The organism is Streptomyces sp. NPDC104371 (genome assembly GCF_055583785.1).
Genome location: NZ_JBVJNF010000002.1, coordinates 589,798 through 605,147 on the forward strand (window position 1 = coordinate 589,798; position 15,350 = coordinate 605,147).

13 protein-coding genes are annotated in these 15,350 nt (G+C 68.7%); 5 read left to right on the forward strand and 8 right to left on the reverse strand.

What is annotated here, in order from left to right:
• Window positions 1-4: 4 nt before the first annotated feature.
• The 3 genes from ACZ60T_RS08520 to ACZ60T_RS08530 all read right to left on the reverse strand — a co-directional run bounded on the left by ACZ60T_RS08520 (window position 5) and on the right by ACZ60T_RS08530 (window position 1,653).
• Window positions 5-424: a DUF6113 family protein gene (locus tag ACZ60T_RS08520; protein WP_469665285.1), complete on the reverse strand. Its 420-nt coding sequence runs from the start codon at window positions 422-424 to the stop codon at window positions 5-7.
• On the reverse strand, window positions 421-1,305 hold the full coding sequence (mshB, locus tag ACZ60T_RS08525; protein WP_469665286.1) for an N-acetyl-1-D-myo-inositol-2-amino-2-deoxy-alpha-D-glucopyranoside deacetylase: 885 nt from the start codon (window positions 1,303-1,305) through the stop codon (window positions 421-423). Before mshB ends, ACZ60T_RS08520 begins: the two co-directional genes overlap by 4 nt.
• Window positions 1,306-1,458: 153 nt before the next feature.
• Window positions 1,459-1,653, reverse strand: a complete 195-nt coding sequence (locus tag ACZ60T_RS08530; RefSeq protein WP_252426358.1) for a hypothetical protein — start codon at window positions 1,651-1,653, stop codon at window positions 1,459-1,461.
• 205 nt (window positions 1,654-1,858) lie between these two features.
• Here ACZ60T_RS08530 and ACZ60T_RS08535 point away from each other — a divergent pair, with 205 nt between their 5' ends.
• Window positions 1,859-4,066, forward strand: a complete 2,208-nt coding sequence (locus ACZ60T_RS08535; protein WP_469665287.1) for a prolyl oligopeptidase family serine peptidase — start codon at window positions 1,859-1,861, stop codon at window positions 4,064-4,066.
• Between the two features lie 124 nt (window positions 4,067-4,190).
• Here ACZ60T_RS08535 and ACZ60T_RS08540 read toward each other — a convergent pair whose 3' ends face one another.
• The 5 genes from ACZ60T_RS08540 to ACZ60T_RS08560 are packed head-to-tail and all read right to left on the reverse strand — an operon-like array spanning window position 4,191 to window position 9,753.
• Window positions 4,191-5,228 carry an ABC transporter ATP-binding protein gene (locus ACZ60T_RS08540; RefSeq protein ID WP_365621843.1) on the reverse strand — a complete coding sequence of 346 codons (1,038 nt, stop codon included), beginning with the start codon at window positions 5,226-5,228 and terminating at the stop codon, window positions 4,191-4,193.
• Window positions 5,215-6,195, reverse strand: coding sequence for an ABC transporter ATP-binding protein (locus tag ACZ60T_RS08545; RefSeq protein ID WP_365621840.1), 981 nt, complete (start codon window positions 6,193-6,195; stop codon window positions 5,215-5,217). Before ACZ60T_RS08545 ends, ACZ60T_RS08540 begins: the two co-directional genes overlap by 14 nt.
• A 5-nt stretch (window positions 6,196-6,200) precedes the next feature.
• A complete protein-coding gene (locus ACZ60T_RS08550) occupies window positions 6,201-7,187 on the reverse strand; it encodes an ABC transporter permease (protein ID WP_469665288.1) in 987 nt (328 codons plus the stop codon).
• A complete protein-coding gene (locus tag ACZ60T_RS08555; protein ID WP_469665289.1) occupies window positions 7,180-8,103 on the reverse strand; it encodes an ABC transporter permease in 924 nt (307 codons plus the stop codon). Before ACZ60T_RS08555 ends, ACZ60T_RS08550 begins: the two co-directional genes overlap by 8 nt.
• Before the next feature lie 33 nt (window positions 8,104-8,136).
• Window positions 8,137-9,753 carry a peptide ABC transporter substrate-binding protein gene (locus ACZ60T_RS08560; protein ID WP_365621831.1) on the reverse strand — a complete coding sequence of 539 codons (1,617 nt, stop codon included), beginning with the start codon at window positions 9,751-9,753 and terminating at the stop codon, window positions 8,137-8,139.
• A gap of 563 nt (window positions 9,754-10,316) precedes the next feature.
• Here ACZ60T_RS08560 and ACZ60T_RS08565 point away from each other — a divergent pair.
• The 4 genes from ACZ60T_RS08565 (at window position 10,317) to ACZ60T_RS08580 (ending at window position 15,340) form a co-directional block, all read left to right on the forward strand.
• On the forward strand, window positions 10,317-11,306 hold the full coding sequence (locus tag ACZ60T_RS08565; protein ID WP_469665290.1) for an ABC transporter permease: 990 nt from the start codon (window positions 10,317-10,319) through the stop codon (window positions 11,304-11,306).
• Between the two features lie 78 nt (window positions 11,307-11,384).
• Complete coding sequence (locus ACZ60T_RS08570) at window positions 11,385-13,151, forward strand: ABC transporter substrate-binding protein (RefSeq protein ID WP_469665291.1); 1,767 nt, start codon at window positions 11,385-11,387, stop codon at window positions 13,149-13,151.
• A 118-nt stretch (window positions 13,152-13,269) separates the two neighbouring features.
• Entirely contained in the window at window positions 13,270-14,250 is a 981-nt protein-coding gene (locus ACZ60T_RS08575) for an ABC transporter permease (RefSeq protein ID WP_469665292.1), read from the forward strand.
• Window positions 14,251-14,302: 52 nt separating this feature from the next.
• A complete protein-coding gene (locus tag ACZ60T_RS08580; RefSeq protein WP_469665293.1) occupies window positions 14,303-15,340 on the forward strand; it encodes an ABC transporter ATP-binding protein in 1,038 nt (345 codons plus the stop codon).
• Window positions 15,341-15,350 lie beyond the last annotated feature (10 nt).

Sequence of the window (15,350 nt, forward strand, 5' to 3'; positions counted from 1 at the left end):
TACGTCACTTGCCAAGTCGGGTGGCGGGGCCGCCCGATGACCGTCCACCGGCAAGGGTGGCGCAGATCACAGCCACGACCATGCCGCCGAGCAGGAACAGATACGACCCCGCGCCCGCGCTGAACAGGAAGTCGCCTTCGGGTCGGCTGGAGGTCAGCAGGACGACGGCGATCATCCACCCGGCGGCGGGCGCGAGCGCCCCCGCGCGGGCGGCCGTGGCCCGCGCCCCGCCGACGAAGAGCCCCGCCGCGCCCGCGAGCGCGAGCAGCAGCCCGCCGGGGAACCAGCCGGACTGCACCAGGGCGCCCGCCACGCCGACCAGCGCGCCGAGCACGGCCAGGCCGAGGTAGGCGGCCATCCGCCCGAAGGGGGGCATCCCGAGGGGCTGTGCCAGCCCGCTGGGCCGCTGTCCGGTCGGCGTCATGACGCCACCCCCTCGAAGAGATCCGTCTCCCGGCCGTCGGCCGAGGCGCCGCGCACCAACTCGTAGTACTCGGTGGTGAACAGCGGTTGCGCCAGGTCGTTGGAGAGCGCGAAATACGGCTCGGCGACCTCGATCTGCGTGGCATGCGCCCGCATCGCCGAAGCCTTCGCGGCGGCGAACTCCGAGCCGTCGATCTCCGTAGTGATCACGGACTCGTCCACGACACCGGGGACATCATCGACGGCCGCCGCCTTCTTGAAGGGCGTCGCGTCGATTTCCTCGCGCAACCGCGCGAACCCGGCCTCCGCGGCCGGCCGCGGCATCCGGTTCCAGTAGATCTTGCCGATCTCCCAGGCCGTGCCGAGGTCCGGACGGAAGCCGGGATCGGCGGCCAGCCCGGCGGCGCGCATCGCGACGCGGTGGGCCTGGATGTGGTCGGGGTGGCCGTAGCCACCGTCGGGGTCGTAGGTGACGAGGACCTGGGGGCGTACCTCCCGGACGACCGCCACCAGATGACCGGCGGCCTCGTCGAGGTCGGCGGCCCAGAAGGCGCCGGGGCGGCGGTTCTGCTCGGTGCCCATCATCCCGGAGTCGCGGTACCGCCCGGCGCCGCCGAGCAGGCGGTGGTCGCGCACGCCGAGCCGGGCCATGGCGGCGGCCAGCTCGTCGGCGCGGTACGGGCCCAGCGCGTCGTCGCGGTCGGGCGCGAGATGCGCGAGTCCGGGCGGGATGACCTCGCCCTCCTCGCCGAGCGTGCAGGTCACCAGCGTCACCCGCGCGCCCTCGGCCGCGTACTTGGCCATGGTCGCGCCGTTGTTGATCGACTCGTCGTCCGGGTGCGCGTGCACCAGGAGCAGACGCCGGTCGGGCAGATCCGTCATGGGACCACCCTACGGGCCCCCGAGGGCGTCGGATTTCGACGCGCGTCCCTCGGGGGTGATGACGCACCCCCACCGTGAACCGTCACGACGCCGACGCGTACGGTGACCGCCCGCACCGGGGTGTGCGTAGAGCCTGCCGTCACGGCAGGTCGCTCAGAACTTGATGCTTCCGATCATCCCCGCGAGGTTCGTCGTGAGCTGAGTGATCGTCGGCGCGATCGTCGACGAGGAGAGATAGAAGCCGAGCAACATGCACACGACCGCATGCCCGGCCTTCAGCCCTGACTTCTTGACCAGAAGGAAGACGACGATCGCCAGCAGCACCACCGCCGAAATCGAGAGTGCCACGGCGGCTCACCTCCAATGATCCACGGGGACGCGGGGGTTCGGACTATGGGGGTAACAACTCCATGAGGACATACCCGGATTGGTAAATCCACACAGATGCAAGCGGGTTCTTACCCACCGTGCGCCAGTGATCATAACTATCCGTACGTGCGCATCGATCGGCGCACAGCCGCACAAGGGGGCGCATGGCCAATATGGTCAGGGCATGACGAGCGAACCCGATTCCTTCCCTCGACGGCACGCGCGGACCCAGCGATTCACGCTCGGCGCGCCGCGTTCGTTCACCGTCTCGCCCGATGGTTCTCGTGTCGTGTTCCTGCGCTCCACGTCCGGCACGGACCGCGCTCACCACCTCTGGGTCCTCGACACCGCGGACGGTGCGGAGCGCCCCGCGGCCGACCCCGGCGCTCTGCTGAAGGGCACCACCGAGCAGGTGCCGCCCGAGGAGCTGGCCCGTCGCGAGCGCAGCCGTGAGGGGGGCGCCGGCATCGTCGGCTACGCCACCGACGCGGCCGTGGAGTTGGCCTCTTTTGCCTTGTCAGGGCGGTTGTTCAGCGCCGAACTGCGCGCGGGCACGGCGCGCGAACTGCCCGCCGCGGGCCCGGTGATCGACCCGCGTCCGGCCCCCGACGGACGGCACATCGCGTACGTCGCGCGGGGCGCCCTGCGCGTGATCGGCGCCGACGGCGAGGGCGACCGGGCCCTCGCCGAACCGGAGTCGGAGTCCGTCTCCTACGGCCTCGCGGAGTTCGTCGCGGCCGAGGAGATGGAGCGTTCGCGAGGCTTCTGGTGGTCGCCGGAGTCCGATCGGATGCTGGTCGCGCGCGTGGACGACACGCCGGTACAGCGGTGGTGGATCTCCGATCCCGCGCACCCGGAACGGGCGCCGCGACAGGTCGCGTACCCGGCGGCCGGAACCGACAACGCGGACGTACGGCTGTTCGTCCTGGGCCTCGACGGGTCGCGCACGGAGGTCGTCTGGGACCGGGTCGGCTACCCCTATCTGACGCGAGTGCACTGGTCAGCGGCGGGTGCGCCGCTGATTCTGGTCCAGTCACGCGACCAGCGCGGCCAGCTCTTCCTGGCCGTGGACCCGGACACGGGCGCCACTCGGATGGTGCACGCCGACGAAGATCCAGTTTGGCTTGAACTTTTCCCTGGTATTCCCTGCTGGACCCCCTCAGGACAGCTCGTGCGGATCGCCGACGAGGGTGGCGCACGGGTGCTCGCGGTGGGCGAACGGCCTTTGACGGGGCCGCAGTTGCACGTACGCGCGGTGCTCGATGTGTCGGACGACGATGTACTGGTCTCGGCGGTGGGGGTACCTCCCTGCTCGAGCGAAGCCGAGAGCTTGGGGGACGGCGAGGCGGCCTCTTCCCCGGAGATCGGCGAGGTCCATGTCTACCGCGTCAATGAACTCGGCGTGGAGCGCGTCTCCCAGGAACCCGGCGTGCACACGGCGGTGCGAGCCGGGGGCGTGATCGTACTCGTCTCCTCGCTCCCTGGCCAACCGGGCACCCGGGCGCGGGTGTTGAGCGACGGCAAGCGCAACGAGACGGGCGGGGCCCAGGGCGGCCCGACCGGCGGCCCCGCGAAGCCCCTGACCGTGGCGTCATATGCCGAACACCCTGGTTTGTCCCCGCGCATGACGCTCACTCAGGGGGGCGCACGCCGAATCCCATGCGCCGTGCTTATGCCTACGGACTACGCCGGTGACACCTCCCTGCCCGTCCTGATGGACCCCTATGGCGGCCCGCACGGTCAGCGCGTGCTGGCCGCGCACAACCCGCATCTGACCTCGCAGTGGTTCGCCGACCAGGGCTTCGCGGTGATCGTCGCGGACGGCCGGGGCACCCCGGGCCGCTCCCCCGCCTGGGAGAAGGAGATCAGGGACGAGGTGGCGGCGGTCGCGCTCCAGGACCAGGTCGACGCGCTGCACGCCCTCGCCGGGGACTTCCCGCTCGACCTGGACCGGGTCGCGATCCGCGGCTGGTCCTTCGGCGGCTATCTCGCGGCGCTCGCGGTGCTGCGCCGCCCGGACGTCTTCCACGCGGGCGTGGTCGGCGCGCCGGTGACCGACCTGCGGCTCTATGACACCTTCTACCAGGAGCGCTACCTCGGGCACCCCGCGGAGCAGCCGGAGGTCTACCGCCGCAACTCGGTGATCGACGACGCGGGCCTGGTCGACGCCGCGGACCCGGCCCGGCCGATGATGGTCATCCATGGCCTGGCGGACGACAACGTGGTGATGGCCCACTCGCTGCGGCTGTCCTCGGCGCTGCTGGCCGCGGGCCGCCCGCACGAGGTGCTGCCGCTGTCCGGGGTGACGCACATGACCCCGCAGGAGACGGTCGCCGAGAACCTGCTCCTGCTCCAGCTCGACTTCCTCAAGCGCGCCCTGAAGCTCGGCTGACCGCGCACAGCGGGCCGGGGCGGCATGGCTGCCCCCCGGCCCGCACACGGCACCCGCACGGCCGTACGCCGTTCACTGTCCTGCGCCCGTATATCGGCGGTGTGTCGATCAAGTTGCTTGCGTGTTAACGGAGTTCGCGTCCGGCGAGGTCGTTCTCCGCGAAGTGGCACGCCGAGTCGTGCGCGGCGGGACCCCCGGCCGTACGGAGCGTCTCGGGGACCGCGAGCGGCGGCACCTCCCGTACGCAGCGCTCCCGCGCCTTCCAGCAGCGGGTACGGAACCGGCAGCCGGAGGGGATGTGGGTCGGGGAGGGCACGTCCCCGCTGAGGATGATCCGCTGCCGGTGCTCCCGCGCCTCGGGGTCGGGCACGGGCACGGCGGACAGCAGCGCCTGGGTGTAGGGGTGGGTCGGGTGGTCGTAGATCTCCGCGTGGCCGCCGCGCTCCACGATGCGGCCCAGGTACATCACCGCGACCCGGTCGGAGATGTGCCGGACGATCGAGAGGTCGTGGGCGATGAAGACGTACGACAGGCCGAACTCCTCCTGAAGTCCCGCCAGCAGGTTGATCACTTGGGCCTGGACCGACACGTCGAGCGCGGACACCGGCTCGTCGGCGACGATGATCTCCGGGCGCAGCGCCAGCCCCCGCGCGATGCCGATGCGTTGGCGCTGGCCGCCGGAGAACTGATGCGGATAGCGGTTGATGTACTCGGGGTTGAGCCCGACCACGTCGAGCAGGTCCCGTACCCGTCGGCGCCGGTCGCCTCGGGGCGCGGCCTCGGGGTGGATCTCGTAGGGCTCGCCGATGATGTCGCCGACCGTCATCCGGGGGTTGAGGGAGGTGTACGGGTCCTGGAACACCATCTGGATGTTGCGCCGTACCGCCTTCAGGGCGCGCGGGGACAGGTGCGTGATGTCCTCGCCCCGGTAGCGGATCGAACCGGCCGTCGGCTTCTCCAGGCTGACGAGCAGCCGGGCGACCGTGGACTTGCCGCAGCCGGACTCGCCGACGATGCCGAGGGTCTCGCCCCGGCCGAGAGTGAAGTCCACGCCGTCGACGGCCCGTACGGCGCCGATCTGCTTCTTGACGAGGATCCCCCGGGTCAGCGGGTAGTGCTTGACCAGCCCGCTGACCTCCAGGATCGGTTCAGTCCCGGCCACGCAGGCACTCCTTCCAGAAGTGGCAGGCGCTCGCCCGGTCCTTGGCGACCTCGTGGAGCGGGGGGACGTCGGTGCGGCACACGTCGCGCGCGAGCGGGCAGCGGGGGTGGAAGGCGCAGCCCGGGGGGATGGCCATGAGGTTGGGGGGCAGGCCCTTGATGGCGTAGAGCCGGCCGCCCTTCTGGTCGAGCCGGGGGACGGAGTCGAGCAGGCCGCGGGTGTAGGGGTGGGCGGGCGCCCGGTAGATGTCGTGCACGGGGGCGGTCTCGACGACGCGGCCCGCGTACATGACGGCGATGCGGTCGGCGACGTCGGCGACGACGCCGAGGTCGTGGGTGATGAGGACGAGGCCCATGCGGTACTCGCGCCGCAGTTCCGCGAGCAGATCCATGACCTGGGCCTGGACGGTGACGTCGAGGGCGGTGGTGGGTTCGTCGGCGATGATCAGCGCGGGTTCCAGTGCCAACGCCATGGCGATCATGATGCGTTGGCGCATACCGCCGGAGAACTGGTGCGGGTAGTCGCGGACGCGGTGGGCGGCGCCCGGGATCCGTACCCGGTCCATCAGGGCGACCGCGTGGGCGCGGGCGTCCTTGCGGGACGCGCCCCGGTGCACGATGAACATCTCGCCGAGCTGGTCGCCCACGGTGAGGACGGGGTTGAGGGCGGACAGGGCGTCCTGGAAGATCATCGCCATCTCGGCGCCGCGGATCCGGCGCCGCTCCTCCTCCTTGAGCCGCAGCAAGTCCCGTCCCTGGAAGAGGACTTGGCCGCCGGTGATCCTGCCGGGCGGGCTGTCGAGGATGCCCATGACGGCCTGGGCGGTGACGGACTTGCCGCTGCCGGACTCGCCGAGCACGGCGAGGGTCTCGCCCGCGTCCACGCCGTAACCGACGCCGTTCACGGCCTGGGCGATTCCGTCGCGGGTCCTGAACTCCACGTGCAGATCGCGTACTTCGAGCAGCACGGGGCTCACCTCAGCTTCGGGTCGAGGGCGTCGCGCACGGCGTCGCCGAGCATGATGAACGCGAGCACGGTGATCGCGAGGGCGCCGGAGGGCCACAGCAGCGCGTGCGGGGCGTTGCGGATGTACGGGGAGGCGGCGGAGATGTCGATGCCCCAGGAGACGCTCGGCGGCTTCAGTCCCACGCCGAGGTAGGACAAGGTCGCCTCCAGCGCGATGTAGGTGCCGAGCGCGATGGTGGCGACGACGATGACCGGCGCGACGGCGTTGGGCGCGATGTGCCGCAGCAGGATGCGCGCGTCGGAGGCGCCGAGGGCGCGGGCGGCGAGGACGTAGTCGTTCTGTTTGGCGGTGATGACCGCGCCGCGGGCGATACGGGAGATCTGCGGCCAGCCGAGCAGCACGATGAACCCGACGACCGGCCAGACGGTGGTGCTGGTGACCACGGACAGGAGGACGAGGCCGCCGAGGAGGACCGGGATCGCGAAGAAGATGTCGGTGATCCGGGACAGGACGGCGTCCCAGCCCCGGCCGAAGTATCCGGCGAGGCCGCCGAGGACCGAGCCGAGGAGCGCGACGCCGAGGGTGGCGCAGACGCCGACGGTGACCGAGGTGCGGGCCCCGTAGACGGTGCGGGTGTAGACGTCGCAGCCCTGGCCGTCGTAGCCGAACGGGTGCCCGGCGCGCGAGCCGTCCAGGGCCTTGGAGAGGTCGCAGCTCAGCGGGTTGCCGGGGGCGATCAGCGAGGGCCGGATCGCGAGGAGTACGAGGAAGAGGATGACGAGCGCGGAGGCGAGGAAGACGGGGTTGCGGCGCAGATCGTGCCAGGCGTCGGACCACAGGCTGCGCGGCTTGCCCTCCGGGCCGGTGCCGCCCGGCCCTCCCCCGGGCGTCTTCTCCAGGGTGGTCGCCTCGCTGGCGGCGAGGTCCATGGTGCCGCCGGTGCCGGTCGCGGCCATGGCGCCCTCGGGCTCGTACGGCGGCTGCTCAGGCATAGCGGATCCTCGGGTCGAGTACGGCGTACAGCAGGTCGACGAGCAGGTTGGCGATCAGGAAGACGAGGACGAGGACGGTCACGAAGCCCACGACGGTCTGGGTGTTCTGGCGGAGGATGCCCTGGTAGAGCTGGTAGCCGACGCCGTGGATGTTGAAGATCCGCTCGGTGACGATCGCGCCGCCCATGAGGGAGCCGATGTCGGTGCCGATGAAGGTGACGACGGGGATGAGCGAGTTGCGCAGCAGATGCCGGATGATCACCCGGCGGCGCGGCAGCCCCTTGGCGATGGCCGTGCGGACGTAGTCGGAGCGCTTGTTCTCGGCGATGGTGGTGCGGGTCAGCCGGGTGACGTAGGCGAGGGAGACCGAGGCGAGGACGAGCCCGGGGACGATCAGCTCGCCGAGGGCGGCCCGCGGGGAGACCGAGGGCCGGATCACGCCCCAGTGGACGCCGAGCAGGAGTTGGAGCAGCAGACCGGTGACGAAGGTCGGCACGGAGATGACGACGAGGGTGAGCAGCAGGACGGAGGTGTCCATGGGGTGTCCGCGGCGCAGCCCGGTGAGCACGCCGAGCGCGATCCCGATGACGATCTCGAAGGCGATGGCGACGAGGGTGAGCCGGATGGTGATCGGGAAGGCCGTCCCCATCAGCTCGGTGACGCGCTGTCCGTTGAAGGCGGTGCCGAAGTCGCCGGTGAAGACATGGCCCATGTAGGCCAGGTACTGCTGCCACACGGGCCGGTCGAGGCCGAACTCCCGGCGCAGCCGGGCCGCGGTGGCGGGGTCGCAGCGCCGCTCGCCGCACAGACCGGCGACGGGGTCGCCCATCACGTGCACCATGAGGAAGATGAGCAGGGTGGCGCCGAAGAAGACCGGGATCATCTGCAGCAGGCGCCTGATGACGTACCGTCCCATGGGGGCTCCGGGTGGTAGGGGCCGGCGTGCGGCTCAGCCGACCTTGATCTCGTCGTAGACGGGCACGCTGAACGGCGTGAGGGCCACGTGGCTCAGGCGGTGGGAGTAGCCCGCGCTGCCGTTCTGGTACCAGAGCGGGATGGCGGCCATGTGGTCCCGTACGACGCCCTCGGCGCGCTGGAACAGCCGTACGGCCTTGGCCCGGTCGCTCTCCGCGTTGGCCTGGTCGACGAGCCGGTCGAAGTCCTTGTTGGACCACTGGCCGTCGTTGGAGGAGCCGCCCGAGTAGTAGAGCGGCTGGAGGAAGTTCTGGATGAGCGGGTAGTCCATCTGCCAGCCCGCCCGGAAGGGGCCCGGCATGCTGTGGCGGCCGAGCTGGTTGCGGAAGTCGGCGAAAGTGCCGACGGGGTTGCCGACGCAGGCTGTGTCGTCGCCGAGCGCGTTGTTGATGGAGTTGCAGACCGCGTCCACCCACTGCTTGTGGGAGCCGGTGTCCGCGTTGTAGGTGATACGGACCTGTCCGCCGGGCAGTCCGCCGCCCTCCCGGACCAACTGCTTGGCCCGGCGCGGGTCGTGGACACAGGCCGCGCCGCAGAGCCCGTCCTGGAAGCCGCCGGCCGCGCCGAGGACCGGAGAGGTCCAGTCACTGGCCGGGGTGCGGGTCCTGCGGAAGATGGTGCGGGTGATCAGGTCCCGGTCGATCGCCATGGACAGGCCGGTACGGACCTTGCGCATCCTGGGGCTGTTCCAGCTCCGGTCGTAGAACGGGAAGGCGAGGGTCTGGATGATGCCGGCGGGGGTGTTGATGTAGCGGCCGTCGAGGTCCTTCCTGGCGAACTTGAGCTGTGTGGCGGGCACATCGTCGACGAGGTCGAGGTTGCCGGCCAGGAGGTCGGTGTAGGCGGTGTTGCTGTCCGTGTAGACCTGGAGGTCCACGCCCTTGTTCCGCGCCTTGTCCGGGCCCTGGTACCCGCCCCATCTGCGCAGGGCCATCTTGAAGCCCCTGGTGTACGACACGATCCGGTAGGGGCCGTTGCCGACGGGCTTGCGCAGCCAGTCCTCGTGGTGGTCGAAGAACGCTCTGGGCAGCGGCGAGAAGGCGACGTAGCCGAGGGTGTCGGGGAACGTCGAGAACTTCTGGTTGAGCCGGACGGTGAAGGTACGGGGGCCGGTCACCCGGAGCCCGGAGAGGGTGTCGGCGGACTGGGTGCCGGTCTCGGGGTGCACCTTGTCGTAGCCCTCGATGTATCCGAAGAAGTACGCGTTCTTCTGGTTGTTCCTCAGGCTCGCGCCGTAGTTCCAGGCGTCGACGAACGAGCGGGCGGTGACGGGTTCGCCGTTGCTGAACCGCCGGCCGTCCTTGACGGTGATGGTGAAGTTCCGTGCGTCGGAGGTGTCGATCCGCTCGGCGAGCATGTTCTCCGGGGCGGCGGTGCGCGGGTTGTAGCGCTTGAGCCCGCGGAAGATCATGTCGAGGACCTTGCCGCCCTGGACCTCGTTGGTGTTGGCCGGTTCCAGCGGGTTCTGCGGGTCGCCCCAGGAAGCGCTGAACACCCCGGGGGTGGTGCCGCCGCCCCCGCCGCACGCCGCCGCCGCGAGGACAGCCACCGCCGCGCCCGCCGCCCATCGGGCGGGTCTGGCTCCACGCATGGACTGCCTCCTCGGAGTGCGCCGTACCGCCAGCGCCGGAGCGCTGTCCGTATATCGGTCAATATCAGCGATCGAGGGGCATCACACTGATGCGCACCATCGGGCCGAGATCACGTCATTCGGATGGGGCATGCGCGAGGGGGTCTAAAAGATCTTGACTGCGGATGGTTCGGGATGGCCCACGGTCCACAACGGATCACGCCACAGCAAAGCAATAGATCTCCGCCTATCCCCACTGAACCGTTGATTTGCGAACCGTTGATGTACGCATTTCGACACTCGCCTATCCGCATATCGAACTCCTTGTCCGATTAGCCCGATTGGCCGGGTTGAGGACACAGATCGATCACAACGTGCTACCCGCGTAGCTACGGAAAGGTCAAGTCCAGGCAAAGAACACAAAGACAAGCCCAAGTCGGCTGAGAATTTATTGACCTTGAATGAATTGCGTTGAAAAAGTCCGGCGTAGCCCGTAGGGGAGTGCCCTGCGGAGTCATCAGACCCTCCCTTGGGCCAGGAGCACCATGACCACCCCTACTCCATCCTCGGCTGCACCTCTTGAGGTGACCGACGAGAACGCCGAGAAGCCGAGCACTTCTGACGGCCCGAAGGACACCGCGACCAGGTCCCCGGGACAGTTGGCATGGCTCCGCTTCAAGCGGGACCGCACGGGCGTCGTTTCGGCGATCATCGTGATCTGTTTCTTCGTCGTCGGTCTCTGCGCGCCGCTCATAGCGAAGATCTACGGCAAGGACCCGTACACGAACTACGGCGTCGACGACCCCAGCCTGCTGGGCGACAACGGCCTCCCGGCAGCGCCGAACGGCGGCATCAACAGCGACTTCTGGTTCGGCATCGACCCGCAGCTCGGCCGTGACGTCTTCACGTTCCTCTGGTACTCGATCCGCAACTCGCTGCTGCTCGCCACCGGCATCACCGTGCTCGCCATGGTCGTCGGCGTGGTGATCGGTGTGACCGCGGGCTATGTGGGCGGCAAGACGGACTGGCTCCTCGGCCGGGTCATGGACATCCTGCTCGCCTTCCCGCAGCAGCTCTTCTTCGTGGCCTTCACGCCCGTGGTCCTCGCCCTGTTCGTGGGCGACAACGAGAACACGCCCGTCTCGCTCATCGTGATCTCCCTGATCCTGCTGCTCGTCGTCTTCGGCTGGGCGTCCATCGCCCGACTGCTGCGCGGTCAGGTACTGGCCCTGCGCGAACGGGAGTACGTGGAGGCCGCCAAGGTCACGGGTGCGTCTCCGGCTCGCATCATCTTCAAGGAACTGCTGCCCAACCTGTGGACGCCGATCCTGATCCAGGGCACCCTCATGCTGCCCATGATGGTCTCCACGGAAGCGGGTCTCGCCTACCTCGGTGTTGGTCTTCAGGACCCGACCCCCGACTGGGGCGTCATGATCGGGTACGCCGCCCAGTGGTACCAGGACGACATCACCCTGCTGATGTTCCCCGGTCTCGCCATGGTGATCTTCGTCCTGGCGTTCAACCTCCTCGGCGACTCGGTGCGCGACGCGCTCGACCCGAAGACCAAGCGCTGACTCCGAACCCCTTCGGGATCACGGCAATGTCGCCGAGGTACCGGACCACCTCATCAACCCACTTCAAGGCAGGATGCGATGTCCTTCTCGCGCAGAAACTTCCTGATCGCCACCGGCGTCGCCGCCGCGTCGAGCACCGTGCTGAGCGCATGCAGCAGCGGTAACTCCAGCAGCAGCGGCAGCGACGGCGGCAAGCACGAAGCGGCCAAGGCCAAGACGACCGAGATCAAGGTCGGCACGCCGGAGGACTCCAAGGGCCCGGCTCCGGAGGTCTCCGGTGCCAAGAAGGGCGGCAAGGTCTACCTGCTGAACGACGACGACTTCTCGCACCTCGACCCGACGCGTATCTACTACGCGTGGAACTCGCTCGTCGAGATGGTCCTCGCCCGTACGCTGACCGCCTACAAGATCGCCGACGACGGCTCGCAGACCCTCGTCGGTGACCTCGCCGTCGACTGCGGCACCATGAAGGACGGCGGCAAGACCTGGACCTTCACCCTGAAGGACGGGATCAAGTGGGAGGACGGCTCCGACATCACTGTCGATGACGTCCGCCACGGCATCGAGCGCGGCTTCGCCGACTTCACCACCGAGGGCGCCACCTACGTCCAGACGTGGCTCGTGGGCTCGGACGAGCCCCGCAAGTCCTACAAGGGCCCCTACAAGGGCAAGCACCTGAAGTCGATCGAGACGAGCGGGAAGAGCATCACCTTCCACCTCGCCGAGGCGCGCCCGGACTTCAACTACGTCCTCGCCATGCACTCGTACGCGCCGGTCTCGGTGAAGCACGACACCAAGCAGGCCTACGACAAGAAGCCGTTCTCCAGCGGTCCTTACCGGGTCAAGTCGCACGAGACCGACAAGTCGATGGTGCTGGTCCGCAACGACCACTGGGACGCGAACACGGACCCGGTCCGCAACGCCTACCCGGACGAGTTCGACTTCACCTTCGGCATCGAGGCGGAGACCGCCGCCGACCGTCTGATCGCGGACACGGGCAACGACCAGTACGCCGTCTCCTGGCGCACGGTTCCGCAGAGCAAGATCCAGCAGGCCACCGCCAAGGGCAAGGACCGCCTCATCTCGGGCCTGGGCACCGGCACCAGCGTCTACTGGATCAACATGACCCGGGTCACGGACATCAAGGTCCGCGAGGCCATCATCCGCGCCTGGCCGACCGCCGCCGTCCGCAGGCTCCAGGGCGGCGAGAACCGCGGTGACTACGCGACCGGCTTCATGAGCCCGCTCGTCGCCGGTTACAAGTCGCAGGACGTCTGGGGCAAGCTGAAGAAGCCCGAGGGCGACCCGGAGGCGGCGAAGGCGATCCTGAAGAAGGCCGGCAAGCTCGGCACCAAGGTCGTCTACGCGTACCAGAACGACCCGATCAACGCCAAGGTCAAGGTCGTCATCGAGAACGCCCTGAAGAAGGCCGGCTTCGAGGTCGTCTCCAAGCCGCTCGACTCCACCACGGCCTACGACCAGATCGGCAAGATCGACAACCCGTACGACGTGTACTGGGGTGGCTGGTCCGCCGACTGGCCGACCGGCTACTCGGACTTCATGCCGTGCTTCCACAGCTCCAAGGTCGTGGACCAGGGCAACAACTACTCGCACATGAAGGACCCCGAGGTCGACGCCGCGATCAAGGCCGCCACCGCCGAGATCGACCCGAAGAAGGCCAACGACATGTGGGCCGGTGTGGACAAGCTGGTCACCGAGAAGGCTTCCTTCGTTCCCGACGTGTACATGCGTCGCATCTACATGCACGGTTCGAAGGTCGGCAACGTGAGGATGGACCCGAACTTCGACGGTTCCATGCTCTACAAGATGTACGTCAAGGCCTGACCCGTCACTGAGAGGTGGGGCGGCTTCGGCCGCCCCACCCTCGGCTCGTCCACCGGGCCTCCGGTCACCCCGGCCCGGCCCGTTCCGTACGACGGCCCTCCCAGGAAAGCCAACCCCCATGCTTCGCTTCCTCGTTCGCCGACTCCTCGGCGCCGTGGTCACGCTGTTGATCATCAGCGCGATCACGTTCATGCTCTTCTACGCGGTGCCGCGCGACCCGGCCCGGATGGCCTGCGGCAAGGTCTGCACGCCGGACACGCTGGAACTGATCCGGCACAACATGGGGATCGATCAGTCGCTGCCGCAGCAGTACTGGAACTGGCTGTCCGGCATCTTCGTGGGCCGCGACTACACGGGCATCGGCAACTGCAACGCCCCGTGCCTCGGCTACTCGTTCGTCAACCACGAGTCGGTCCTCGGCACGGTCAAGGACCGCTTCCCGACGACGGCCTCCCTCGCCCTCGGCTCCTCGGTCGTCTTCCTCATCTTCGGTATCGGCACCGGCATGCTCGCCGCCGTGAAGCAGGGCAAGGCCCTCGACAAGATCGCCAGCTCCCTTTCGCTGCTCGCCTCGTCGATGCAGATCTACTTCGTCGGTCCGGTCGCCCTCTACCTGCTCGTGTACCAGACGCACCTGCTCGACCAGCCCACGTACACCCCGTTCACCGAGAACCCGGCCGAATGGTTCATGGGTCTGCTCGTGCCCTGGCTGGTCCTGGCGCTGATCTGGACCGCCAACTACACCCGTATGACCCGCTCCCAGATGGTCGAGACGCTCAGCGAGGACTACGTCCGCACGGCCCGTGCCAAGGGTCTCTCGCGGCGCACCGTCTTCTTCCGCTTCGCCTGGCGCGGTGCGATGGGTCCGATCGTCACCATCTTCGGTATCGACATGGGCGTGCTGCTCGGCGGCGCGATGATCACCGAGAAGACGTTCAGCCTTCAGGGTCTCGGCATGCTCGCCGTGAAGTCGGTCTTCACCAACGACCTTCCGATGCTCCTGGGCGTCATGATCATCACCGCGGCCTTCGTGGTGTTGGCCAACATCGTCGTCGACGCGGTCTACGCCATGATCGACCCGCGGATCCGGCTCGCCTGACCCCGCACGCCCCCATCAGCTACCCCGCATCACCCCCTTCTGGAGCGTCCCCGTGACGAGCACCGATCAGCAGCCCTTCCTGTCCGTCAAGGATCTGAAGGTGCACTTCTCGACCGAGGACGGCATCGTCAAGGCCGTCGATGGTCTCTCCTTCGACCTCGAACGGGGCAAGACCCTGGGCATCGTGGGTGAGTCGGGGTCCGGCAAGTCGGTCACCAACCTGACCATCCTGGGTCTGCACAACCCGGACAGCACCGAGGTCGAGGGCTCCATCACGCTCGACGGCCAGGAGCTGAACGGCGCCTCGGAGTCGACCCTGGAGAAGCTCCGCGGCAACAAGATGGCGATGATCTTCCAGGACGCCCTGGCCTCGCTGTCGCCGTACCACACCGTCGGCCGGCAGATCTCCGAGACGTACCGCAAGCACACCGGCGCCTCCAAGCAGGAGGCGCGGGCGCGGGCGATCGAGATGCTGCGCCGGGTGGGCATCCCCCAGCCGGACCGCCGGGTCGACGAGTACCCGCACCAGTTCTCCGGCGGTATGCGCCAGCGCGCGATGATCGCCATGGCGCTGGTCTGCGACCCTGAGCTGCTGATCGCCGACGAGCCGACCACCGCGCTCGACGTGACCGTGCAGGCCCAGATCATGGACCTGCTCAAGGACCTCCAGCAGGAGTTCGGCACCTCGATCATCTTCATCACCCACGACCTGGGCGTGATCGCGGACATCGCGGACGACGTGCTGGTGATGTACGGCGGCCGGTGCGTGGAGCGCGGCCCGAAGGAAGAGGTGCTGCGCACCCCGCAGCACCCCTACACCTGGGGCCTGCTGGGCTCCATGCCGACCCTGGACGGCCCGGTCGACGTGCCACTCACCCCGATCCCGGGCTCGCCGCCGTCGCTGCTGAACCCGCCGTCCGGCTGCCGCTTCCACCCGCGCTGCGCCTTCGCGGACAAGGTCGAGGGCAACCGCTGTGCGACCGAGTCTCCCGTGCTGGAGATCGCGGACGGCCGCGGCAATGCCTGCCACCTGAGCGACGAACAGCGCCGGGACTTCTTCGCCGACCTTGCCGCCAGCAAGGCCAACTGACGTACAAGAG